Source organism: Micromonospora sp. LOL_015, assembly GCF_048060275.1.
In the GTDB taxonomy this organism is placed as follows: domain Bacteria; phylum Actinomycetota; class Actinomycetes; order Mycobacteriales; family Micromonosporaceae; genus Micromonospora_E.
Map to the genome: position 1 here is coordinate 1 of NZ_JBHMIO010000032.1, position 22,392 is coordinate 22,392.

A 22,392-nucleotide genomic window follows, 5' to 3' on the forward strand; every position below is an offset into this window, starting at 1 on the left:
AGAAGACGCAACACCAGATACTGTGTTCGGCGTGTCGCGGCGTCGGGTCGCACCGGGTACGCGGAGGAGGAACCGTCGGGTGAGAAGCGTGCTATGGGGCCTGTCCGGGGCGGTGCTCGGCACCCTCCTCGTCGGGGTACTAGCGACGGCTGCGGGAGGTGAACCGGTCAGCGATCCGCTGTCGCCAGACCTCGTAACTCGGCAGCGCACCGTCCGGTGACAGATCGGTCTCCGATCGTTCAGCGATGTCGGCCGCCTGTTCGACGCTGGTGCCGCACAGCACGGCCACCGCCGTCCGCGTGTGCGCGTTGACCAGCCCTGCCCGGTCGCGAGCCAGCGCGGCGAAAGCCGCGCCCTGAGCCAGGAAGGAGCGATGCTCGCCGCTGAGTTGCCACAGCCGACGCAGCGCCGGCTCACTCACCCCGCCGGTGTAGGTCGCCGCGTAACCGACGCCGCTGACCAGATCGTCGTGACGGTCGGCCGGGAACCGCCCGACGGTCGCGATCACCCGATCGACGTCGGCACCCTCCACGAACCACATCGCCCGGCCGGTGCCTTGGTCAAGCGCGCGATCCAGGTAGTGCCGGAAGTCTCCGTGCGGCCATCCCGCCACGTCGGCCCGGTACTGCTGGCGAACATGCCTGATCGGGTCGAGGGTCGCCCGGTGAAAGCCGAGGCCATCGACTGCCAGCCAGTGCAGCACCGGGTCGGCGGGCAGCACCGACCGCCACCGGAACCGGGGCAGCCGGCCTATCGCCCGCCCGACCCCGAAGTAGATCAGGAAGCGATGTGCCGCGCCGCGTCCAGTCAGCAGTCGGCCCACCCGACGGGTCCGGGTCGGGGCCACCGCGTCGAGCATCGCGTACGCCGCCGCGGCCCCCTCGTACGCGAAGCTTTTGAAGTCCCGCGCGGTGCGGTCCAACCGGGCCTCCAGCTCGCCGACGCTGGTCGAGTCCAGGGCCGCGTCGAAGCCGGCCTGTACCGTGCGGTCCACCATCTCGAAGACGCTTCGGGTAGTGGTGTCAGCCAGGCCAGTTCCACGACGGACGGCCACCGTCCCGTCCGGGGTGAGGGTCAGCAGTCGGCGGCGCAGTGATCGCCATGAGCACGGCATGTTACGACTCCAGGATGTTCGATCTGGTAGCGATGTACCCATCGTCTGGAACCGGGTGCCGCCGATCTTCTCCGACTTTGCGAACGCCGCGGTTCGCTGGCTATCGGGTCGGCGACGGCCGCCAGCCCGGCAGCGAGACGGTGTCAGCCAGCGCCCGCAGCACGTAGGGCATGGCCACCCGCTGAAAATCGACGTCCGGCGCGTGCTGGCGCACCCGACCTTCCAAAACGAGAAGCGCCAAGATCGGATAGACGAACTGGACATCTGCGTAGAGGCCGCGCGTGCGTTGGGCGGCGAACATCCGGTATGCGAAATCCGCAAGGTTGAATTCACCTGCGGGCCGGCCAGCCGCCGCGACCACCAGCGCCGCGATGTCGCAGCGGAACCCGACGAGGTCTGCCGGGGGCTCGACCCGGTCGGCCGTGGCCAGGAGAATTTCGGCGCACCGGTCACCCGCGCCGGACGCCATCGCCTGGAAGAACTCCGCGAAGGCCCGCCGGGCGATCGGGGTGAGCTCGTGAACGAAGCCGGCGTCGAGCACGGTCACCCGGTGCGCTGCCAGATGTAGGTTGCCGGGGTGCAGGTCACAGTGCACGAATCCGTCAACGAAGACCATCTGGAAGGCTGCCCGCATGGCTGTCACCAGGGCCGTCTGCGGAGGCGCGGCGGGGAGGCTGAGGCGGATGTCCGACAGGTATTCGGTCACCAGCACCGTCCGGTCCGACAGTTCGCGGTACACGCTGGGCACCCGTACCCCATCGAGATGCGCCAGGTTTCGGCGGAGCCGGCGCAACGCATCAGCCTCGGCGCACAGGTCGAGCTGCCGACGTATCGCGGCACCGAGCTGGTCGACGAGTTCCACCAGTGGTGCGCGCCGAAACCTGGGCAGCGTGCTGACGCCGCGGGCGGCCACGCGTAACAGCGCGAGATCCGTGTCGATCACGGCATCGATCCCGGGCCTGATCACCTTCACCGCGACCTGTTCTCCGGTTCGGAGCCGGCCCCGGTAGACCACCGCGACGCTACCTGCGGCTACTCGCCGCAGACCACCGACACCGCCATCGAGTGCGGCACCGACGCTCCCGGTGATCGGCGGCCGGATCGACGGCGGTGTGACCTTGTCGAACAGCCGACCAAGCCGCGCGGCCACCGCGGGTGGGACGACGTCGACCCGGGTGGCGAGGATCTGACCGAATTTGATGTACGTCGGACCGAGTCGCTCGGCCGCGTCGGCGAGCAGGTCACCGGCCAACCGCTGCCAGGCGTACCGGTCGGCTAGACGTCCCCGCAAACCGGCCCCGCTGAGTGCGACCGCAGCCCGAAGGACGATGCGCGTCAGGTGACCGCAGATCGTGAGCACCCGGACCGCCGGATGATGGCGGATCGGCCGACGCGGTCGACGGTGCGCGCCCTGGCTGATGAAGGCAAGCGAGAACGGCATTGTTCCTCCTCCTGGTCGTGACGACCGTTCTCGAGGTCGTCGCGGATCAGGCTAGGGTTGCGTCGCCGATCTCCCATACGGCCACGACAGAGATGGGCAAATTCTCGGCTGATCCACCGCCAGACAGCTATCCCGGCGCCTCGAACCGCCGCTGTTTCTGCGTTCTTGCTAGCTCACCGTCCAGTACTGGACGGCCAGCACGGCGATGGCGAAATCTGGTGTCAGCGCGCAACCGGTGCACCGGTCGGCGAAGCAGCGACCGGCGAGACCTCCCCGCATCGGAGTGCCTCGACTCCACCGGCGCGCACAAGTCACGTCAACCACTTAGTCGGAACCGCTCACGCAGCTCGACGCGGTTCTCGAGGGCGGTAAGCGAACGATCAGTTTCTGCTTCCGAAACGCGCCGCCATCTGAATAGGTCCGGCACCACGACAGCCACACCAGAGAAAGGGTGATGTGAGAATGACGCTTCAATCGGTCAGCGCCACCACCGGCGGCGCTGGAAGCGCTCCGGAGTGGGAGCACTACCTCGAGGGCGATCCCGCGCTACTCAACAGCGAGTTCGGCGACATGCTGGAGCGCGGCGCGGTCCGGCTCGACGCTCGCACTGACGAGCAGGTCGAGTACGAGGCCCTGCACCACCGGGACCCGATGATCCGGGAGCAGTCGCTGTACCAGGCGATGGACCGGCGGCTCAGCGGTGCCGTCGACCTGCTCGCCGAGGCGGTCGCCAACGACTCCGACCGGCAGGTCCGGTGGAACGCGCTCTGGGCCCTGGAGAAGATCGGCGGCACCGATGCGCTGCGCGTGCTGGACCGGCACGCCAACGACGACGACCCGGATGTCGGCGAGTGGGCCCGGCTGTTCGGTTCGGAACTGCGCACCGGCCTGCCGTCGTTCGACAACCGGTCGTTCACCTACGACTCGAGTCGGACGTTCGACGAAACCATCCTGCTGAACATCCACTGCGACGTCTACGTCGCGTTGGACGAAAGCGGCCGCAACTGGGGCAAGATCACTCTCTCGCCGCAGGGCCTGGCACGCAGCTACGGGCAGGCGCACGCATGCCCGAACGTCGACACCCGGAACCAGAAGCTGATCATCAGCAAGACCCTCGACGGCCTGCATGAGGACGGTTCGCCGCACACCGAGAACTTCGTGTTCCGCGGCCTGACCAACCACGCCAACGCCGGTCGTGGCAGCTTCTACTTCGAATCGCGAGGGCTGCGTCCGGTCTTCCTCTCCGGACGGGCCGACGACGACTCGCTGGGTCACCGCAACGAGATGGTCGCGGCCAAGCGCTCCGGTGAATGGACGCTGGACCCGAACATGCTGATCAAGGGCGAGCCGGCGATCCGCTACGTCCGCGGGCGAGTGCACACCTGGGGCTACCTCAACTTCGACACGATGCGGGGCAGCTCGCTGGAGGATGTCCTGTTCCCCGGCAACAGCATCCTGGGAACGTTGGACACCCCGACCGGGCCGCTGGCCAATGCCTTCATCGTCGGAACCTTCAAGGGCAAGCTGGTCGACTGGAACGGCGACGGCGCCATCGACGCGAACTCGCTCGACATCTACTCGACCCGTGACGGTGACGTGGACTCCGACCAGGACGGTGTCGCCGACATCGAAGGCGTGCAGTTCTGCCCGCGTACCAACTGGATGAACTGACCAGGATTTCCCCACGACCGGGGCGGGCGACGTCGCCCGCCCCGGTTCCTGTCGTCGGGCACCACGCGGTTGCACCCAAGCCGATACCCGAATAAACCACCTCGGGGGAACTATCAGCATGTTGGTCCTTATCGCCAGTATTGACACGGACTGCCACCGGTCGAAAGCGGGCCCACTCCTCGGGAGTTACCCGACTTTCAACCGACAGGAGCGGCGTGACCTGCGAATATCAACTGTCGACGGGAACTCGATGAAGCTTGCGCGCAGGCACCCGGCCCAGCCGAACATCCCCACCCCGCGGGTTCACGACCACCACGGGAGTCGATGCCTCGACACCTTCTGATTCGCTTGCACAGCAGTAGCCATTAGCAAGATTCCATCTATTACGAGGGCTAGGCGCGGTGTTGACTGACATCCAACTCAGCCCACCCGGTCAGGCGACGACCGATCCGTATGGCTTGCTCCGGCCAGGCAAGCCTCGAGACCCTCGCCCCGACCTCAACCATGAGGCGACCGGTGGCCAGGTCCGGACGCAGAGCAGGCGATGAAACGAGCAACCACGCCATCGCCCAGGCCCTGCCCGGAAAAAGAGGAGGCACATTCATGACAATCGCCACGGTCTCGTCGGTAAAACAGGGAGCAAATTGCATGGGCTGCACTCAAATCGCCGCATGCACCGCCGTGACAGCTTGCCTCGGCAGCCCAACCGACAGCGCCCGGATCGATTCGGTCGCACGCGCCGTCGCGTACATGACCGAGAACCTCTCCGAGCCGCAGCGCCTATCCGACATCGCCCAGGCCGCGCTACTGAGCCCATTTCATTTCCACCGCGTTTTTCGTTACCTGACGTCCACTACTCCGGCCCGTTTCCTGGCCGCACTCAGAATGGCCGAGGCCCGGCGGCTGCTGTTGACAACGGACCTGAGCGTAACCGAGATCTGCATCGAGGTGGGATATTCCAGCCTTGGCACCTTCATCGGTCAATTCAGCAAACTCACTGGTATGTCGCCGCGCCGCTTCCGGGTGGCCCTCGCCTCGTTCGGCAGAGTCCGGCTCATCGATCTCGTCACCCACCTCGACAACGGGCTCACCGCCCCTGGCCCGGTCGGCACGGTGACCGGCGGCCCGGCAGAGGGCGGTTGCGCGGTGCTGGCCATGTTCCGATCCGACGCCGAAACTGACGCCGACACACCCGTCGGATACAGCGTGCTGCGGACGAACCGCCTCACCCGGATCGCGCCGATGCCCGACGGCACCTATCGGGCGGTGGCGCTGGGCTTCCACCCTGGCGCGCGGCTGACCGACGTGCTAGCCCGGCCGGCGGTACCCGCAGACTTCATCGGGCTGTCCGGGAGTCCGATTGTGATTAGAGACGGCGGCTCGGTTCGGGCCTTTCAGATCGCCCTGAGACGGCCGCGGCCGATCGATCCGCCCGTGGAGTTGACCCCCGCGCTGCTCCGGCTCGTCCTGGACCGGGCGGCACCGGGCAGCGTAGACGCCGGCGGGTGCTCGACCGGCTGTGCGAGCGCCGGCACCCCGGCCTGAGCCGCGTACGACGATCCGAGGACACGGGGCAGGGCCGGCTCGGTGCGAGCCTGCCCTGCCCCGATGACGCTGGCAGCTACCATCCCCGATGGTCGGTCGAGACCTAGGGGCGGACCACCGGCACCCGTCGTCGCAGGCCCAAGCCGGCCAACAACGCCCCCCGCATCACACACACGATGGTCAGCGCCAGGAACAGCCCGTACGACACGTGTGACAGAACGAGCAAGCCGTAGACCATCGCGGTCGTCACTCCGAACAGGACCTGGTTGACGGGCCGGTGCGGTGTCGTGCCCGGATCGGTGATCATGTAGTTGGTGAACAGAATGAACGCCAGGCCGGACATCGGCATCAAGGCCGCCGGCAACGCGTGATCGGCGAGGAGCCATCGCGCCACGGCCTGCCCGGCGAACCCGGCGAGCCAACCGACGATCAGCGGCATCCGACCGGTCAACTTTGCGTTGATCACCGTGCCCGCCATTAGCACAGCCGCCGGCACCAGCCAGTCGAGCGCCCCTCCGATGTCCGCGGTGAACTGGTACGGCGGCGCGATACTCACCCAGGAGAACAGCAGCAGGGTCAGTGTGATGCCGGCGTTCGACGGGTTCAGCACGTGCCGGTGCCGTCCGTCGATTCGAATCCGGATCAGGTAGCGGCTGGACACCGCCGCGGTGATCGCGAACAGGTACGGCCATGGCGACGAGTTCGCGTACAGCAACATCGCGCAGGCGAGCGCGCTGATGTGGGTGGGCAGCAGATGGTCGACCAGACGACGCCAGCCTCCCGCGAATCCCGGACGCCGACGCTGCGCCCACGAGGTCGACCACTCGAACGCGAGGTCCAACAGGTACGCGTAGCCGACCACGACGAGCGGAACGATCGGTGCCTGTTCGAATCCCAGGAACCAGTGCCCCGCCACGGTGAGGACCGTGATGGAGACCGCGAACCGGCGCAGCGCCGGAGTGCGTCGGTCGGCGACGGTCGACGTCACGGCCGGAGTCGGTGCGGGCTCGACTCCGACAGGTGGATAGGTCGGCATGGCGCTTCTCCTCGGAGGTCGATCAGATGTCTCGCGGACAGGGGGGGTGTCCCGCCGGTGGCTGTGGTCAGCCCGCCGGCGGGACACCCGCGGCAATCCGGTCAGATGGTCACGGACTGCCCGTTGAATCGAGTCAGGGTCAGCGAATAGTTCTCCTCGAACCACCCCCGCTGACTACGCAACATGTCGATGGCGACCTGTTCGCCGAGTTCGAGCGAGGCGGCGTAGTCGCTGCGGTAGTGCACACCGGCAATGTTGCGACCGATCGCGATATTCGCCGCGAGCTTGTCGAGCTCCCCGCCGACGGTCATCCGTGCGGCATCCGAGCCCAGGTAGGGAATCAGGGTGGTGCCGTCCGGGCTCACCTCGACCGGATTCGGAATCACCGCGGTCTCGTCGAACCACGCCTTCAGCAGCGTCGCGCCGGCACCGGCCACCGCCGCGTGTCCGGCACCGTACGACGGATGGGTGGGCGAACCCTCCGGATATGCCTGCGGTAGCAGGTAGCTTCCGTTGCGAGCGAAGCTGCGCCGGGCCGCCTCCGATTCGAGCACCTCATGGTGGAGGAAGTCGTATCGGCGACGCCCGGAGAGGTGCTTGTGTACCAACCCGGCAGACGCTTCGGGACGCAGCCGCCGGTGGACCCACCACTTCTGGAACCATACGGTCCGCAACGCGCGGGCGGTCGATCCGGTCACCAGGTCGTACAGATGCGGCCAACCGAAGGTCCCGAACCCGAGCTGGTTGATCGACCACTGGTACGGCAGGTTGGCGTCCAGCGGCATGTCCAGGTCCTGCAGGATCAGCGCCGCGTGAAGGTATGGCTGAAATGGGCTCTGGGTGGCGTCGAAGTGCACGTAGTGGGCCAGGTCGCGGGGGGTTGCGAGATACCGCGTGCGGTTGCGATCCCGGTCCTGCGGCCCGAGGCCTCGGCTGAATCCGCGTTGGATCTTCAACCAGGTGTTCCAGGTTGTCATGTAGTCCTGGCCGGGACGCACCGTGTCCTGACGCTGCTGCGTACGGAACGTGCCGAACTGCAGATCACGCAGCAGGAACTGAGACAGGTACGGCCCGGCCAGGTCGCCCGGGGTGTCGCCACGGAAGACGGTGGCCGCGGTGACCGATCCGTCCGAGCGGGGAGCCCGGTAGTCGCTGAGCGCGCCGAGCTCAGCCGCAGCCTCAGCCACCGTCGGGTCCGAGCCGAACTCGGCGAAAGGCACGTCGCGACAAAGCGCCATCCAGTACAGTTCCACCATTTCCGCAGAATGCTCGGCACCGTCCAACCGGGGTGCCGGTCGGAGCCTAAACCGATCGCTGGGCGTGCCGGAGGCGTGCCGGGCCAGCCCGGCGAGGGGGTTTGTCAGCCGTACGCCATCCACGGTGCCCATCGGGACGCGCTCGAAGCTCTCCGGCGACCGACTGGCTAGCGCCCGCAGCAGTTGGCGGTACGCGTTCGGGTCGACCTCGCCATCGTCGTCGTGCGGCAGGCCCTTATGGAAGCACGCCACATAGTTCGGGTAGGTGTTCTCCTCACCGTTGTTGTTGTGTTCGACCGTCGGGGCCTGCTGCCCGACGACGTTCTGGTCCATGGTGAATGTCCTCCTGGACGGACAGCCGGCGATGGCCGGGGAGCTGGGCTCAGTCAGTCGGTCCGGGCAACGGAGCTCCGGTGGCCAGGTCGACGCGGACGCCGTTGGCGTTCACCCGGAACCGGGACCCCGCCTCGGACATGTGCCAGTGCAGCCACTTCCAGCCATCGGCGGTACGCACCGCCACCGCGGTCGCGTTGAGTGGCTGGTGCTCGAAGGTCCCGTCGGCGCGGGCGATCACGACGTCTCCACCCTCCAGGGTGAAACCCATGTTCGCGGTGGCCACCACCCGGGTGGCGCTGATCGACTTGTTCTGGGTCTCGCCCGCACTGGGGAAGAGCGTGGTCAGGTACTCACGCATCACGCCCGGGTCGGTGATCTCCAACGGAGAGCCGTCGGTGGCACCCAGTTCGTAGGTGGTGAAGTCGTCGGCGAGGCTGGCCAGGATCGTCTCGATGTCCCCTTCGGCGAACGCCTTCTGCAGGTCGGCGAGGAGCTTGCGCACCTCGATCTCGGCCTGCGGGTCCGGCTGGAAGATCGAACCGGCGCCACCTGCCGCGTTACCGAAGACACCCCCGAGGAATCCCCCGAGCTGCCGTCCGAAATCCTGGATCTCTGTCATGTGCGGGTTGTCCTTTCTTGGTGTGCACGGTCGTCTACCGGCACAGCGTTCACTGCGTCCACCGGTCGCGGGTCGTTGTTTCGGATCCGCATCACCCGGCTGCCTCTATTTTCATTGCCAGGGACCGGGCCGTTCTTCTCTACTCTTGCGATTGCGGCCCACCTCAGTCGTGCGTCGTCCGGCCGTAGCGTCTCGCGTATTCGGCGTTGAGCTGATCACGCAGTGCGCGATTCTGTACGCGCAGATCCGCGATGACCGCCTGGGCGCTTTCCCGGTACCCGGCCAGCTCGTCGCGGTGTTCCTGCCGTAGTCGCGCGGTCTCAACACGATGCTCCTCGACGAGCCGGCGGCGTTCCTCTCGCGCCTCGTCCAACGTCACCCGCCACCTCGCCAGCAGCTCGTTGCGCTCGGCCAGCACCGCACCCCGGGCCCGTTCATCGGCCTGGGCTGCGGCCTGCTCGGCGGCGGCGGTGTCGTTGCGGACAAGTCGGGCGAGCCGCGCGACCTCACGTCGATGCGCCAGATGAGCCATCTGGCGCCCGCCCAGGTAGCTGAGCAACGCGGTGATGACAGCTGCGGCCGAGGCGACCAGGCTCGTCACGTCCATGGCCAGCCACATCGACCGGGCTGCGACCAGGGCCGCCGTTCGACCCGATCAGCCAATGAAGTTCGTTGCATTTGATGTCCTCCTCAGGCGGCGAACCTGAGATCATTTCTATGCAACGAAAAAGCGTGCGCCCTCTCTACGGTTGCGTACGATAGCGGAGGTGGACGGGAATCGAACCCGCCTGACCGGGATACCCGGTCACATCGGTTTTGAAGACCGCGGAGCGTCACCAGGCGCCCGTACACCTCCCCGGGACGGATCCCGTGACTGGTGAGATTGGTGTGGGGTCAGCGGATCTTTACCAAGGTGCCTCCCGATGGCACCAGTTCGCCGATCACCGGTGCGCCCGGGACCTCACCGGCGACAAGCAGACCACCGGAAGTCTGCGCGTCGGCCAGCAGCAACGCGGTCTCCTCGTCCACCCCGGCGAAATCGACCCACGGACGTACCCATTCCAGGTTGCGTCGGGTGCCGCCGGACACATAGCCGTCCCGCACCGCCTGCCGGGCGCCCGCCAGGTAGGGCACCGCTGACGCGTCGATGACGGCGCCCACTCTGCTCGCCCGAGCCAGCTTGACCAGATGGCCGAGCAGTCCGAAACCGGTGACGTCGGTGGCGCACCGCACGCCCGCCCGGACCGCTGATTCGGCTGCGTCCCGGTTGAGCCGCACCATCTCGGCGATCGCGTGTGGAAAGCGCTCACCGGTCGCCTTGTGCCGGGCGTTGAGCACCCCGACGCCGAGCGGTTTGGTCAGACTCAGTGGCAGGCCGGCCGAGCCCTGATCGTTACGCAGCAGCCGGCCGGGGTCAGCCAGTCCGGTCACCGCCATGCCGTAGCGGGGCTCCGGGTCGTCGATGCTGTGCCCGCCGGCCACAGCGCATCCGGCCTGAGCCGCGACATCGGCACCGCCCTGGAGTACCGCCCGGGCCGACTCCATCGGCAGCCGCTCGCGAGGCCAGCCGAGCAGGTTGATCGCGAGAACCGGCCGCCCACCCATCGCGTATACATCGGACAACGCGTTCGCCGCCGCGATCCGCCCCCAGTCGTAGGCGTCGTCGACAACCGGACCGAAGAAGTCGGCCGTGCTGATCAACGCGGTACCTCCGGGGCCCTCGATCACGGCGGCGTCGTCGCCGGTGTCCAGACCGACGAGCAACCGGCCGGCGGGTACGAGCGGCTGCCCGGAGGGCGTCAATGTGAGGTCTGCGACCAGCCGTTCCAGCTCGCCGGCCGGGATCTTGCAGGCGCAGCCGCCACCACGTGAATACTGGGTGAGCCGGATCGGCCCGATCGGCGGGTCGGCTTGCGGGGTGGACCCGGGCATCATTCGACTCCTGTCTTCGCTCTCGGACTCAGCCGTCGGGCGCCCCCGTCCGCGCATCGGACCGTCCAACCGCGATGATCCAGATGTTCCAGTAGCGGCACGGCCACTCTACGCGTGGTACCCAGGGCGACGCGGGCCTGCGCGACCGTGAATGGCTGCGCGAGTCGGGCAAGGACCTCGACGGCGGCCCGTTCCGCCTCGACCGGCAGCACCACGGCGGGCCCCAGCACCAGCACCTGACCGGTACGGCGGGCCGCCGCCAGCACCGATGGGTCGAATCCGAGCCGCCGAAGCCCGTCGGCGTCGGGAGCTTCGAAGCCGGATCCTTTGCTCAGTGCGGCACGCAGCCGGTCCAGCGCGGTCGCCACCCGTGGGGACATCCGCCGCTGCTGGTCTGCTGGGACGACCAGATCTCCGGCGAGGGCCAACCCGGGTGCCAGCAGCAGTCCGAGCAGCCGGGAATCGGGCAGCCCGAGCACTGATCTGGCCTGGCCGGCCGGCATACCGGGCACCGGCATCGAGCCATCCCGGTCGGCCGGGTGGTGGACGCGCCCGGTAGGAACCGGTTGTTCGGCGGGTCCGTCCCGGCCGGCACCGCTTACCAGCTGTACCAGCCTGGCGTGCAGGCGGTCCCGGTGCGCCCGATCGAGCAGCCAGCCACCGACGCTCAGGGCGTCGGTCGGCGGCGCTGCCCCCGTCATGGCCCGTGACTGCGCCACGGTGATCAGTTTCCGCAGCCGTAGCGGCCAGGTGTCGCGGGGCACCGTCGTCACGTCCCGCAGCGCCGAGGCGCGAGCGGCGGCGGCACCCCGCCTACCCAACGGCGGTGGATCGACGTCGACGACGGTCAGCTGTCCGACGATCCGTTCACCGGCCGCCCCCGGGTCGACCAGGACCGCCTGGTCACCAACCAGCAACGGCATTCGCTGATCGAGGTCGAGTCGGACGGCCAGCGACTCGCCGTCAGAGTCGAGCACCCGGACCCGGGCGATCGTGACAGCGCTACCCAGGTGCAGCCGCAGCGACGCCGGCAGGTGTCGCCGGCGCGGCCGACCACCGAGCGGGCGGTCCACCTGCTCAGGCGCCGGGCCGTCCACGCCGCCGGGCCGGTCGAGCCACCCGTCCACACAGGTGGACATCCAACAGTGCCCTGGACTTACCAGCGCCCAGCCTCGGGTGGCGACGCCGGCCGGCAGCCCGCGCAGCGCCAGACCCACGCGGCTGACGCCGTGTGCCGCCTGCACCGCGCTGCCGCACCGTTGTACCTCCCGGATCACCACCGGTCGACGGTCAGGCCCCAGCTTCATCCGGTCCCCGACCCGCACCGTCCCGGCCGGCAAGGTGCCAGTCACCACAGTGCCGGTGCCCGCCGCCGTGAACGTCCGATCCAGCCACAGCCGGACCGGAGCTGCCCGGTCCGGCTGCGGCACCTGCCGCAGCACCTTGGTCAGCACCTCCCGCAGGGCGGCCAAGCCGGCACCGGTGCGAGCGCTCACCGCCACCGCCGGCCAGTTCGGCAGGCCTGCGGCGGCCAACCGCCGACCCGCGTCGGCCTGCGCCCACTGCGGTGTCGCGCGATCGCACTTGGTCGTGACCAAAACGCCGTACCGCACGTTCAACGCGGCAAGCACCGCCAGGTGCTCGGACGACTGTGGCTGCCAGCCCTCGTCGGCGGCCACCACAAACATGACGACCGGACTGGTACCCACCCCGGCCAAGGTGTTCGCGAGGAATCGCCGGTGTCCCGGCACGTCGACGAAGCTGACCTCCCGACCGTCGTCGAGGTGGGTCCAGACGTGCCCCAGGTCCACGGTCCGACCCGTATCGCGCTCGACCGGTCGGCGGTCGGTCGACATTGTGGTCAGTGCCCGGAGCAGGCTGGACTTGCCGTGGTTGACGTGACCGGCAGTGGCGACGACGTGGCTCATCGCCGCTCGACCGCCATGGGTGTGGGCCGGCCTGGTTCGTCCGGCGACTGGCCAGCGGGTGACGTGGCCGCCCGCAGTACCGCCGCCGTCACGACTTCGTCCAGCTCCGCTGGCACAGAACGCATGTCGAGCAGCAGTCGGCCGTCGCGTACCCGGCCGACGACCGCGATCGGCTGTCGCCGCAGCGGCCGGGACAGGTGCTGTGGCACGCTGATCGCGCAGCTCGGCAGCCGTACCCCCGGCGCTCCACCACCCCCGATGGCGGCTGTCGTGTCCGTCACGGCCGCCGGCACATCGGCTGCGGTGAGTCGGCCGACGATCGTCTCGGCCCGGGCCCGCAGCTCGTCGACAGTCGTGCGCAGTGCCTGCTGGGTCGGGGTGGGTGGACAGCGGACGGTGGCCTCCAAGGCGGCGAGGGTCAGCTTGTCGACCCGTACCGCCCGGGCCATCGGATGGCGCCGCAGCTCGGCGATCACCTCGCGATGGCCCAGCAACAGGCCGGCCTGCGGGCCACCGAGCAGCTTGTCGCCGCTCGCCGTCACCAGGGCCGCGCCGGCGCGCAGCGCGGTGTCCGCATCCGGCTCGTCCGGCAGCACCTGCTCCGGCCCCAGCAACCCGGAGCCGATGTCGACCACCACCGGTGCGCCGAGCCCGGCCAACGCGCCCACATCGACCTGGGAGGTGAAGCCGTCGATCCGGTAGTTGGACGGGTGAACCTTGAGGATGAATCCGGTCCCCGACCACACCGCGGCCGCGTAGTCGGCCAGCGAGGTGCGGTTGGTGGTGCCGACCTCGACAAGCCGGGCACCGGCGGCGGCGACCAGATCGGTCAGCCGGAAGCCCGCACCGATCTCCACCATCTCGCCACGGCTGATGACGACCTCGCGACCGCTGGCCAGGGCTGCCGAGGCCAGGATCAGTGCGGCCGCGTTGTTGTTCACGACGTGTACCGCACCGGCAGCCGGTACGGCCGCGGCCAACGCCTCCAGCGCGGCCCTACCGCGTCGGTCCCGCCGGCCGCTCTCGAGGTCGTACTCGATGTCGATGCAGCCCGCGGCCCGTTCAAGCGCCCGGCGGGCCGGCGCGGACAACACAGCACGGCCGAGATTGGTGTGCAACAGCACCCCGGTCGCGTTGATCACCGAACGGACGCCTTCGGCGCGCCGATCGACGAGATCGGCGGTGTGTCGGACGACCTGGTCCGGGGAGATCGCGCCGCGCCGCGCCTCCTGTTGCGCGTCGCGCAGCGCCTGGCGTACCGCCGGGCGGCCGTGCCGACGGACGGCCGCAGCCAGCCTCGGGTCGGTGAGGGCCCGATCGGTACGGATGATCTGGCGGCGGGCCGCCGCCGGGTCAGCGTCGGCGCTGGCGGCGGCCTCGTCGGCGTCGGCGAACGGTTCGATGGTGGTCGTCGCGATGCCGGTCGTCTTGATCATGTTCATCGTCCCTTGTCGTCGTCTATCGACCGGACCGTGCCGTCGTCATCGAGGAGCAGGGTGTGAATGCCCGGTGACAACCGGATCTCTGCGGCCCGGCGAACACCGCCGGACGTACGCCACTTCAGGGCGAAGGCCGTGTCAGCTCCGCTGCCCGTGCCGAAGAACAACTCCGGTGCGGACGATCCCGCGTGCCCGTTGCTCGGCTGCAACTCGGCATACAACTGCGCGCCACCGGGTGTGACGGCTCGCACCTGAGCTCCGATCGCCGGTGTCGCCCCGGTGCGCGGACCGGGCCGCAGCAGGCGAATGGTGGTGTGCGGCCATGCCGTACGGCTCCGGTTGAGCAGCACGACGGAGTCCTGCCACTGGTTGGCGATCACCGCGTCCGGCCGGCCGTCACCATCGATGTCGCCGATCGCGATGCCTCTGCTCACCCACGGTGAGCCCAGCCCGAGCCGTGGCGCGAGGTCGACGTAGCGGGGCGGCGAAAGGTCGGCGGCGTAGGTCCACAGCGGGTTGTGCTGATGGCCGGACAGGTCGTCGCCGGGCTGGAAGTTAGGCCATGCCCAGGGGTGGGCGAGCACCTGGTCGTTGGCCATCGCAAGTTCCTGTAACTCGGGCCAGCGCCACCGGTCGCCCTGCAGGTAGCCAGTCGCCTGCAGGATTTCGTCCGCACCGTCCGCATCGAAATCAACGGCCTTGATGTCCCAGGCCCAACCGCTGCGAGAAAGCCCGAGTTGCTCGCTTCGATCACGGTACGGGACCCGCCCCTGTAGCAGATCCTCGCCGGATCCCTCCGGCACGAACGCGAAGTTGCTCTCCTGCAGCCCCCAGGCAGTGGTGATGTTGCTGACCAGAACGGTCGGCAGCGGTTGCCCGCCGCGATAGGTGAACGCCACGCCCATGCCTTTGAACGAGTCGTGGCCGAGCACCTTCGACTTCGGCGTGGTGGCATCCCTGCGCCCCTCGACCCGTTCGAACACCGGACGTCCCGGAGTAGACCGATTGACCAGCAGATCGTCGGGGCCGAAGTCGTTGGCCACGTAGATCTCAGGTAGCAGGTCCCCGGTAAGGTCCTGCAGCCCGAACGCGAGCGTCCAGGATCGTGCCGACCGGTCCGGCAACGCCGTGCTGGCGTCGACAAACACAGGCGGGCGGCCAGGTCCGCCGGGGCGGGACAGCAGCAACCGGTTGATTCCGGCGTTGCCGGCCCGGGCCATCCCGGCCTGCATCTGGATCCGCTGGTCGTCGTCGGCTCGCCTGTCCAGGATCCGCGCACCGTCTGGAAAGTAGTTGCCGACCAGGACGTCCAGGTTGCCGTCGCCGTCGATGTCGGCGATCACGGTCGCGGTGGTGTTCCAGTGCTGGGCCGGCTCGACGAGGTCCCTGCCCTGGTAGCCCTCTCCCGCCCGGACAAACAGCACTGGGGAACGCCCCCAGTAGTAGACAAGGAAGTCCGTCATTCCGTCCCCGGTGAGGTCGGTCGGGACGCAGCCCATCGGCGCGACCGCCAGGTCGGGTTTTCCGGGGGGAGTGAGCCGCACGGCGGCGAAACGATCTCCGGTGCCGCGCACCGGGGCGACCCGTACCGAATTGTCGCGCGGATCGACCAGGCAGGTGTCGTCGGCACGGCCGTTGCCGTCGGCGTCGGTCAGCCCGACGGCGGCGCCGACGGCGGATATCCAGGACCGCAGATGTGCCAGCTCCGGAGCGACCGTCCGGTCACCGTGGGCCATCGGGGGCGCCGAATTCAGCGGGGTCACCACGAAGTCGAAGGGGGCGGCGAGCGCCGCGAGTTCCGCGGCGGAGGCGACCGGACGGGCGCTCAGCCCGCCGAGTACGGCGAGCAGGGTTGCAGCCATCGCCGGTGCTGTCAGACGGCGTGGATTCATGCCACGGTCCGTTCGCCGTCACCCGGGCCCGCCGGACGCCGGCTGAGCGGCCGGCCGGCGGCGTCACGTGGGTCGTGCAGCGGGGTCACCAACTGGCGGGTAATCACCCCGAGGACGGCCGCGATCGCCGCGTTGACCGCCGTGATCTGAGTGCACGACCAGCTCACGAGGCCGAACGCGCCGAGGAGGTTGAACACGGCCAGCAGTCCGGCCTGAATGATCACTGGCTCCCGTTTGAAGACCATCGTTACTTACCCTCCGTAGGTCGTTCGGGCGCGGCGCCGCGACGCGGACACGGTGCCGCGGTGGTCGTTGTGCCGGGCCACGCCACGCCAGTAGGTGAGCTGGCGGCTTCGATACGCGGCCAGATAGAACTCGCTGGAGTCCCGCCAGTGCCGCAGCTCATCAGCCGATACGAGGGCGGAGATCTCGTCCTCACGCCGCACCAGAGCTGTGCCGATCCGCTCGAAGCACTCGACCGCCATCGCCGTGCAGTCGGTCAGTTCGACGTCGTCGAACCCGGCTGACCGCAGCATCCGCACCGTGGCGGTGGGTCCCGGCAGCGGCCGCACGCCGTCCAGATCCCAGGCCCGTCCCCGGGTCTCGTCGGACATGCTGCTACCGGCGACGGTATCGGCCATCGCGAACACCCCACGCGGGTACGACGCCCGATGGGCGGTCCGCATCACCGCCTGCGGATCGGCGAGCAGACTCAGCGAGTCGATCGCCAGCACGAGGTCGTAGGCACCGTCCGGCTGCCATCGCTCGACGTCGCCCAGCACGTACCGCAGGTCCGGGTTTCCGGTCGCGAGCCGGCGGGCGTGATCGAGTTGTTTCTCGTTGATCTCCACGCCGGTGACCGCACAACCGCGACGCACATTCAGGTAGCGACTGACCGCTCCCGTTCCAGAGCAGCATTCGAGAACCCGATGGCGGGCGCCGAGTCGGAGCGGTTCGGTGATCTGGTCGAGCAACGCCGCCCCACCGACGTTGGTGAACTCCCAGCCGGCATGCACCGGCTGGTAGACGGCCAACTGCCAGATCGGCGCGGTAACACTGTCATAGATGTGGTTCTTGTCCGCGCCGTCCGACGGCGCCGTCGCGGCGGGCGGGCCGGGTCGCAGTAGTTGCGGCTCCACAGGCACTCCTCAGATTGGTTGGCGGTTCGTCCGGAGCTCACCCGACCGGATGAGCGATTCACATCCGTCATCTGCGTCGCGTGTCGACCGGGCTTCGGACCGGCCCCAGCGGTGCCCGCTCACTGATCGGCGTACCTCCCGCAGCCCGCGCGACCAGCGGACGCGCCAAGTCCGCGACCGGTGAATCCGCCGCCCAGACGTTTTCGGCGAGCCAGTACTCCACCGTGCGATGGGTGCGGGCGAACAGCACCATCCGGCCGTCGGCCGACGGCACCGGATAGCGGACACCTTGACCCGCCTCCGCGACGACCCGCCCCGTACCGTCGGGACACTGCTCGTACAGTTCCTCGCTGGTGCCGGCCACCAGCGTCGACAACAGGACGCCGTCGCGGGTGAGCCGTGGATTGTTCCGTTCCACGTAGTCCGGCCCCGCCAGCGTCTCGATTTCGCCGGTCGCCAGATCTTTGCGGTAAAAGCCCCAGGTCCAGTCGCCGCCGCGGGTCGACATGAAGACCACCGCGGCGCCGTCCGGCGTGTATGCCGCAGACTCGTCCCACCATGAGTCGTCGGTAACCGCACTGACCCCGCCGGTACGCAGGTCGAGTTCGTAGATGTTCGCGGCGAACGGTTCGGTTTCACTCTTGAACAGCAGCCGGTCGCCATCGGGTGACCAGCTCAGCGGACCATGCAGGCGGCGTAGCCCGACCACCCCCGATGTCCAGTCGTGGACCTCACCGGTCGCCACGTCCACCGTGCTGATCTGCCAGCGGTGCGCCAATCCGCGGCGCGAGCAGAACGCGATCCGCTCGCCGGCGGGCGACCAGGCGGGAAAGGACGCCTCTCCCACCGGCAGAGCCGTCACCACATGGTCGGACAGATCCAAAATCTTGATGTTGGATCGTCCGGTACGTTCGCTGGCGTAGACGATCCGGCGCGCCGCTGGGTCGAACGACGCGTACCGCGGCCGTTCGTCCGCCCCGACGAGCTCCTGCACCTCGCCCGTGGCACGGTTCCACATGCCGATCGCGCGACCCTCGTCGATGAGCCGGTGGAAGAACAGGCTCTGGCCATCGGCGGTCCACGTCGGCCACCGGTCGTCCGCTCCGGTGGTGACCAGGGGACGGCCGGATCCGTCGCCGAGGCGCTGCACCCAAATGACCGAGCGGCCCTCGTTGCTGCGGGAGAACGCGACGACCTGCCGGGTGGGACAGACGGTGGGCTTGTAGTCCCAAGCTGTCCCGTCGGTCACCGGGATCTCTTCGGCGCCTGCTGAGTCCTGCAGGAAGATCGCTCCGGCCCCCGTGTCGTAGGAATGGCACACCAGCCAACGGCCGTCCGGCGCCCAGGAACCAGCACCTGCCCTACCCGGTGGCCGGTCCACGACACGCGGAGCACCGCCACCGGCGGGCACGATGTAGAAATACCGGCGCCCCCAGGGGCCACCGACGTACAAGACGCGCTGGCCGTCCGGCGCGAAGGAAGGATACTCTTCCTCATGATCGCCGAACGTCAGTTGCTCAATGCGACCGGTGGCGACTTCGTACCACCAAATCTGTTTGTGTCCGCCCCTGGTAGAAGTGAAGACAATGCGCCGACCGTCGGGGGACCACTGCCCCTCGATGTCATCACCTGCTCCTCGGGTGGCCTGATGCCACCGGCCGCTATGTAGGTCGAATATCCAGAGGTTGACGGTTCCGGCCCGCTTCGATGAGGCCACGAAGAAGGCACCATCGGGCGAGATGGCACCGTCTCCGGAACCAGCCGGATCTGACGCTACCCGACGGAGCCGGAAGCCCTCGCCGCGTGGTTCGATAGCGGCCTGCCAGTCTGGTTGATGAGCACCCGAGGGTGGCGGCACGGCTGATCTCCTTGCCTCTCGGTTGATGGGCACGAGCATGACTGACGCTCGATCAATTTCTAGCCCTTTGGCCCAGGGACAACCTTCTTCTAACTTGCGCTAAGGCAGCGCTCATCGATTAGCAAGATTTCGGAGGAGATCACTGCCTGCCGCTGTTGCGATAAACCAGTAAGCGATAGATCAAAGCACCGGTGGAGGCCTTGCTCATGCCACCCACGAGTCCACCTGATCAGACAGGGCTACACCCGCTCCTCGCGCCAGCCGACTCCGCACAGCGATTCACCACGGGGACGCTGAACACCGCGCAACTCGCAAGGCTGATCGAGGCCGCGCGCTGGACCCAGTCGAGTGGGAACCGGCAACCGTGGCGGTTCATGCTGGGCTGTCGTGGCGACACGACGTTCTCGCTGCTGCGCACCGCGTTGAACCCGGCCCACCAGAGCCACACGCGAGGGGCCGCCGCGTTGTTGCTAGCGCTGGCGCAGACCGCTGATCAGCAGGGCGTGCCGATGCTGGGCGCCGAATACGAGCTGGGAATGGCGGTGAGCCGGATCTGCGTACAAGCGCGGGCGCAGGACTGGCAGTGCCGCCAACTCGGGGACTTCGACCACCAGCGGCTGCGCCAGGAGTTGGGCGTGCCGGCTGGCTTCGAGCCGATCGTCGTCCTGGTGGTCGGTGGCAACGGGCCGGCCGGACCGGACGACCAGGCTGAGTACGGGACCAGACTGGCCCCGGAGGCACTCGCCTTCGCCCGCCGGTGGGGACGACCGGCGTGGACGTCGCTATGACGCGGTGGTCGATCTGGCGGCGGGAGCCGGTGCTGATTCAGTCGGCGGTGCTGGCGCTGCTCAACCTTCTCGCGACGTTTGACGTCGTGCCACTCACGGTGACGCAGATCGGTGCGGCGAACGCCGCAGTAGCAGCGCTGCTCAGGCTGGTCACGCGGCAGGTGGTGACACCGGTGACACCGCCGACGGCCGGATCCGATGACGAATTCGGCCGTCGACGGGCACCTGGTCTCGGCTGACTACGCGTTGACTGTTTCCACCGGGGCCAGCACCGAGGCCACCCCGATCGGATGTTCGCCGACCTCCACGGTCGCCACTGACTCGCCTCGCTCCAAGTCGACCACGGAGATCGAGTTGCCGCTCTGGCTGGTCACGAACGCCTGACGGCCGTCCGGCGACAGCGCCAACCCGTACGGACGGATGCCGACCTCGATCGTTGTGGTGACCGCGCCCCTGGCAACGTCGACGACGCTGACCGCGTCGGAACTGTAGGTCACCACGTAGGCGTTTTGGCCGTCCGGACTGAAGGCAACCTTCAGCGGCCAGTCACCTACGTCGATGTTTGCGACGCGTTTGTTGGTAGCGGTGTCGACTACCGTCACCTGGTCGTCGGCGATGCTCGTGACGTAGACCAGGCGACCGTCCGGGCTGACCGCCACCCCACCAGGACGTGCGCCGACGCGGGTACGGGCGACGACGGATGCCCGCGCCACGTCCACGGTGGCGACTTCGAAGGATATATTCGTCGGCACGTAGGCATACCGACCGTCCGGGGTGAAGGCGACGTCGACTGGGCGCTCCCCCACCTGGATGGTGGCGGTCACCGCGTTCGTGACCGAGTCGATCAGCGAGACCGTGTCGGAGAACTCGTTGGCGACCAGTATCCGGGTGCCGTCGGGCGACACCGCGATCCCATTGGGCTGGCGGCCGACGGCGATCGTGGTCAGCAACCGACGGCTGGGAAGGTCGATCACCGACACATTGTCGGAACCGAGGTTCGCGACGTACGCCCGTCGGCCATCCGGGGTCAGCGCCACCCCGCCTGGGCGGTCACCGCCGATGTCAATGGTCTTCAGCAGAGTCGAGGACCGGGCGTCGATTAGTGAAACGGTGGCCGAGTTCTCGTTGGTGACCAGCGCGACCGGCGCGAGGTCGGCACCCGCTGCGGTCTGGGTGCCGTTGAGCATCACGGTGATGCTGCCGGAGAGTGAGTTGCTGACCGCCAGGTCGACGAGGTTGTCCCCGTCGAAGTCCGCGGCAATGATCGCTGCGGGTGCCTCGCCTGCGGAGAAGGACTGGGCAGTGCTGAAGACTCCGTCACTGCGGCTGTTCGACAGCACGATGACGTCGGCCGCCTCAGGAGCGACGGCGGCGAGGTCGGTGGCGCGGTCGCCGTTGAAGTCGGCGGCGACGACGTCGCCCGGGCCACGCGCCGCGACGAACTCCTGCTTCCGTTCGAAAGACCCCTTGCCGTCACCGGCGAGCAGGGTCACCGTCTCACCGCCGTAGTTGCCCGTGGCCAGATCGAGGTTGCCGTCACCGGTGAAGTCACCGACGGCGACGCCGGACGGGGTGTCGCCAGCCGGCATCGCCTTGGCCGCGCCGAAGGTGCCCTCGCCCGTGCCGGTGAGCAGCGAGATGGTCTTGTCGCCGATGTCCGAGGTAAGGATGTCGAGCACCCCGTCACCGGTGACGTCGATGACGGTGAGTCGGTTCGGGTCCTTGCCCACCGGATACTTGGCCGGCTCGGCGAACCCACCGGTGCCGTCGCCGAGCAGGATCGACACGGCGTTGTCCTGATAGTTGGCCACGGCCAGGTCGACGGAACCGTCCCGGTCGAGATCGGCGGCGCTCACCCGGATCGCGCCGCCGCCGGCTGGCAGTGACTTGGCCCCAGCGAATGCGCCCTTCCCATCGCCGAAGTACAGAGTCAGGTCGTTGGAGTTGAAGTTGGAGGTCACCATGTCGAGGCGGCCGTCGCCGTCGAGGTCGGCCAACGCCACGCCGTTGGGGTTGTCGCCGGTCCGGTAGGTCACCGGCGACGCGAATCTGCCCTTGCCCTCGCCGAGCAGCACAGCGGCGGTGTTCGAGTTGAAGTTGACGACGACGAGGTCCTGCTTGCCGTCGTCGTTGAGGTCGGCGGCCTCCAGGCCGGCCGGAGCGTCACCGACCGAAATCTCCGCCATCGCCGACATGGTGACTCTGTCTGCGTTGGCCCCCGCCGACTCCTGCGGCTCGTCGGGTGTCGTCTCCGTCACTCCGAGACACCCGGTAAGCAGGCAGAGGGCAAGTAGGGCACTGCCCCCTGCCGTCCACCGCGGCGGCTGGCGCCGAGCATCTCGGGTGGGCTCCTGACTCTGGTCAGTCATCGCATCTCCCCTTGGTCTCAGTTCAGCTG

At 68.3% G+C, this 22,392-nt stretch carries 18 protein-coding genes and 1 tRNA gene; 4 read left to right on the forward strand and 15 right to left on the reverse strand.

Features of this window, described 5'->3' with window-relative positions; all coding sequences use genetic code 11:
- Positions 1–139 precede the first annotated feature (139 nt).
- Complete coding sequence (locus tag ACFHWU_RS22000; RefSeq protein WP_416591451.1) at positions 140–1,156, reverse strand: DUF1702 family protein; 1,017 nt, start codon at positions 1,154–1,156, stop codon at positions 140–142.
- 58 nt (positions 1,157–1,214) lie between these two features.
- Positions 1,215–2,555, reverse strand: coding sequence for an ABC1 kinase family protein (locus ACFHWU_RS22005; RefSeq protein WP_281551665.1), 1,341 nt, complete (start codon positions 2,553–2,555; stop codon positions 1,215–1,217).
- Between the two features lie 462 nt (positions 2,556–3,017).
- On the opposite strand from ACFHWU_RS22005, the gene ACFHWU_RS22010 reads away from it, so the two are divergent.
- Both ACFHWU_RS22010 and ACFHWU_RS22015 read left to right on the forward strand, forming a co-directional pair.
- On the forward strand, positions 3,018–4,226 hold the full coding sequence (locus ACFHWU_RS22010) for a HEAT repeat domain-containing protein (protein ID WP_416569451.1): 1,209 nt from the start codon (positions 3,018–3,020) through the stop codon (positions 4,224–4,226).
- 603 nt (positions 4,227–4,829) lie between these two features.
- Positions 4,830–5,771: a helix-turn-helix domain-containing protein gene (locus ACFHWU_RS22015; RefSeq protein WP_416569452.1), complete on the forward strand. Its 942-nt coding sequence runs from the start codon at positions 4,830–4,832 to the stop codon at positions 5,769–5,771.
- Between the two features lie 103 nt (positions 5,772–5,874).
- Here ACFHWU_RS22015 and ACFHWU_RS22020 read toward each other — a convergent pair whose 3' ends face one another.
- The 12 genes from ACFHWU_RS22020 to ACFHWU_RS22075 all read right to left on the reverse strand — a co-directional run bounded on the left by ACFHWU_RS22020 (position 5,875) and on the right by ACFHWU_RS22075 (position 18,597).
- The gene (locus ACFHWU_RS22020) at positions 5,875–6,807 is read right to left on the reverse strand and encodes a hypothetical protein (protein ID WP_281551668.1); all 933 of its coding nucleotides are present in this window, start codon (positions 6,805–6,807) and stop codon (positions 5,875–5,877) included.
- 101 nt (positions 6,808–6,908) lie between these two features.
- Positions 6,909–8,396 carry a phosphoesterase gene (locus ACFHWU_RS22025; RefSeq protein WP_281551669.1) on the reverse strand — a complete coding sequence of 496 codons (1,488 nt, stop codon included), beginning with the start codon at positions 8,394–8,396 and terminating at the stop codon, positions 6,909–6,911.
- 49 nt (positions 8,397–8,445) lie between these two features.
- Positions 8,446–9,018 (reverse strand): nuclear transport factor 2 family protein, encoded by a 573-nt coding sequence (locus ACFHWU_RS22030; RefSeq protein ID WP_281551670.1) that lies wholly within the window; start codon positions 9,016–9,018, stop codon positions 8,446–8,448.
- 163 nt (positions 9,019–9,181) lie between these two features.
- Complete coding sequence (locus ACFHWU_RS22035) at positions 9,182–9,625, reverse strand: hypothetical protein (RefSeq protein ID WP_281551671.1); 444 nt, start codon at positions 9,623–9,625, stop codon at positions 9,182–9,184.
- 155 nt (positions 9,626–9,780) lie between these two features.
- Positions 9,781–9,874, reverse strand: a tRNA-Sec gene (locus tag ACFHWU_RS22040).
- 38 nt (positions 9,875–9,912) lie between these two features.
- Positions 9,913–10,950 (reverse strand): selenide, water dikinase SelD, encoded by a 1,038-nt coding sequence (gene selD, locus ACFHWU_RS22045; protein ID WP_416591464.1) that lies wholly within the window; start codon positions 10,948–10,950, stop codon positions 9,913–9,915.
- On the reverse strand, positions 10,950–12,878 hold the full coding sequence (locus tag ACFHWU_RS22050) for a SelB C-terminal domain-containing protein (RefSeq protein WP_416567493.1): 1,929 nt from the start codon (positions 12,876–12,878) through the stop codon (positions 10,950–10,952). Before ACFHWU_RS22050 ends, selD begins: the two co-directional genes overlap by 1 nt.
- Positions 12,875–14,314: an L-seryl-tRNA(Sec) selenium transferase gene (gene selA / locus ACFHWU_RS22055; protein WP_416567492.1), complete on the reverse strand. Its 1,440-nt coding sequence runs from the start codon at positions 14,312–14,314 to the stop codon at positions 12,875–12,877. Before selA ends, ACFHWU_RS22050 begins: the two co-directional genes overlap by 4 nt.
- Before the next feature lie 2 nt (positions 14,315–14,316).
- The gene (locus ACFHWU_RS22060; RefSeq protein ID WP_416567491.1) at positions 14,317–16,179 is read right to left on the reverse strand and encodes an FG-GAP repeat domain-containing protein; all 1,863 of its coding nucleotides are present in this window, start codon (positions 16,177–16,179) and stop codon (positions 14,317–14,319) included.
- A gap of 26 nt (positions 16,180–16,205) precedes the next feature.
- Entirely contained in the window at positions 16,206–16,454 is a 249-nt protein-coding gene (locus tag ACFHWU_RS22065) for a hypothetical protein (protein WP_281551676.1), read from the reverse strand.
- Between the two features lie 6 nt (positions 16,455–16,460).
- Positions 16,461–17,348, reverse strand: coding sequence for a class I SAM-dependent methyltransferase (locus tag ACFHWU_RS22070; protein WP_416591452.1), 888 nt, complete (start codon positions 17,346–17,348; stop codon positions 16,461–16,463).
- 67 nt (positions 17,349–17,415) lie between these two features.
- A complete protein-coding gene (locus ACFHWU_RS22075; RefSeq protein WP_416567490.1) occupies positions 17,416–18,597 on the reverse strand; it encodes a TolB family protein in 1,182 nt (393 codons plus the stop codon).
- Positions 18,598–19,580: 983 nt separating this feature from the next.
- Between ACFHWU_RS22075 and ACFHWU_RS22080 the strand changes: the two genes are divergently transcribed.
- Together ACFHWU_RS22080 and ACFHWU_RS22085 are read left to right on the forward strand one after the other, a co-directional pair.
- The gene (locus ACFHWU_RS22080) at positions 19,581–19,994 is read left to right on the forward strand and encodes a hypothetical protein (RefSeq protein ID WP_416567489.1); all 414 of its coding nucleotides are present in this window, start codon (positions 19,581–19,583) and stop codon (positions 19,992–19,994) included.
- A gap of 47 nt (positions 19,995–20,041) precedes the next feature.
- Entirely contained in the window at positions 20,042–20,233 is a 192-nt protein-coding gene (locus ACFHWU_RS22085) for a hypothetical protein (protein ID WP_416591453.1), read from the forward strand.
- Here the strand turns inward: ACFHWU_RS22085 and ACFHWU_RS22090 are convergent, their stop codons facing one another.
- On the reverse strand, positions 20,234–22,180 hold the full coding sequence (locus ACFHWU_RS22090; protein ID WP_416567487.1) for an FG-GAP-like repeat-containing protein: 1,947 nt from the start codon (positions 22,178–22,180) through the stop codon (positions 20,234–20,236).
- Positions 22,181–22,392: the final 212 nt, after the last annotated feature.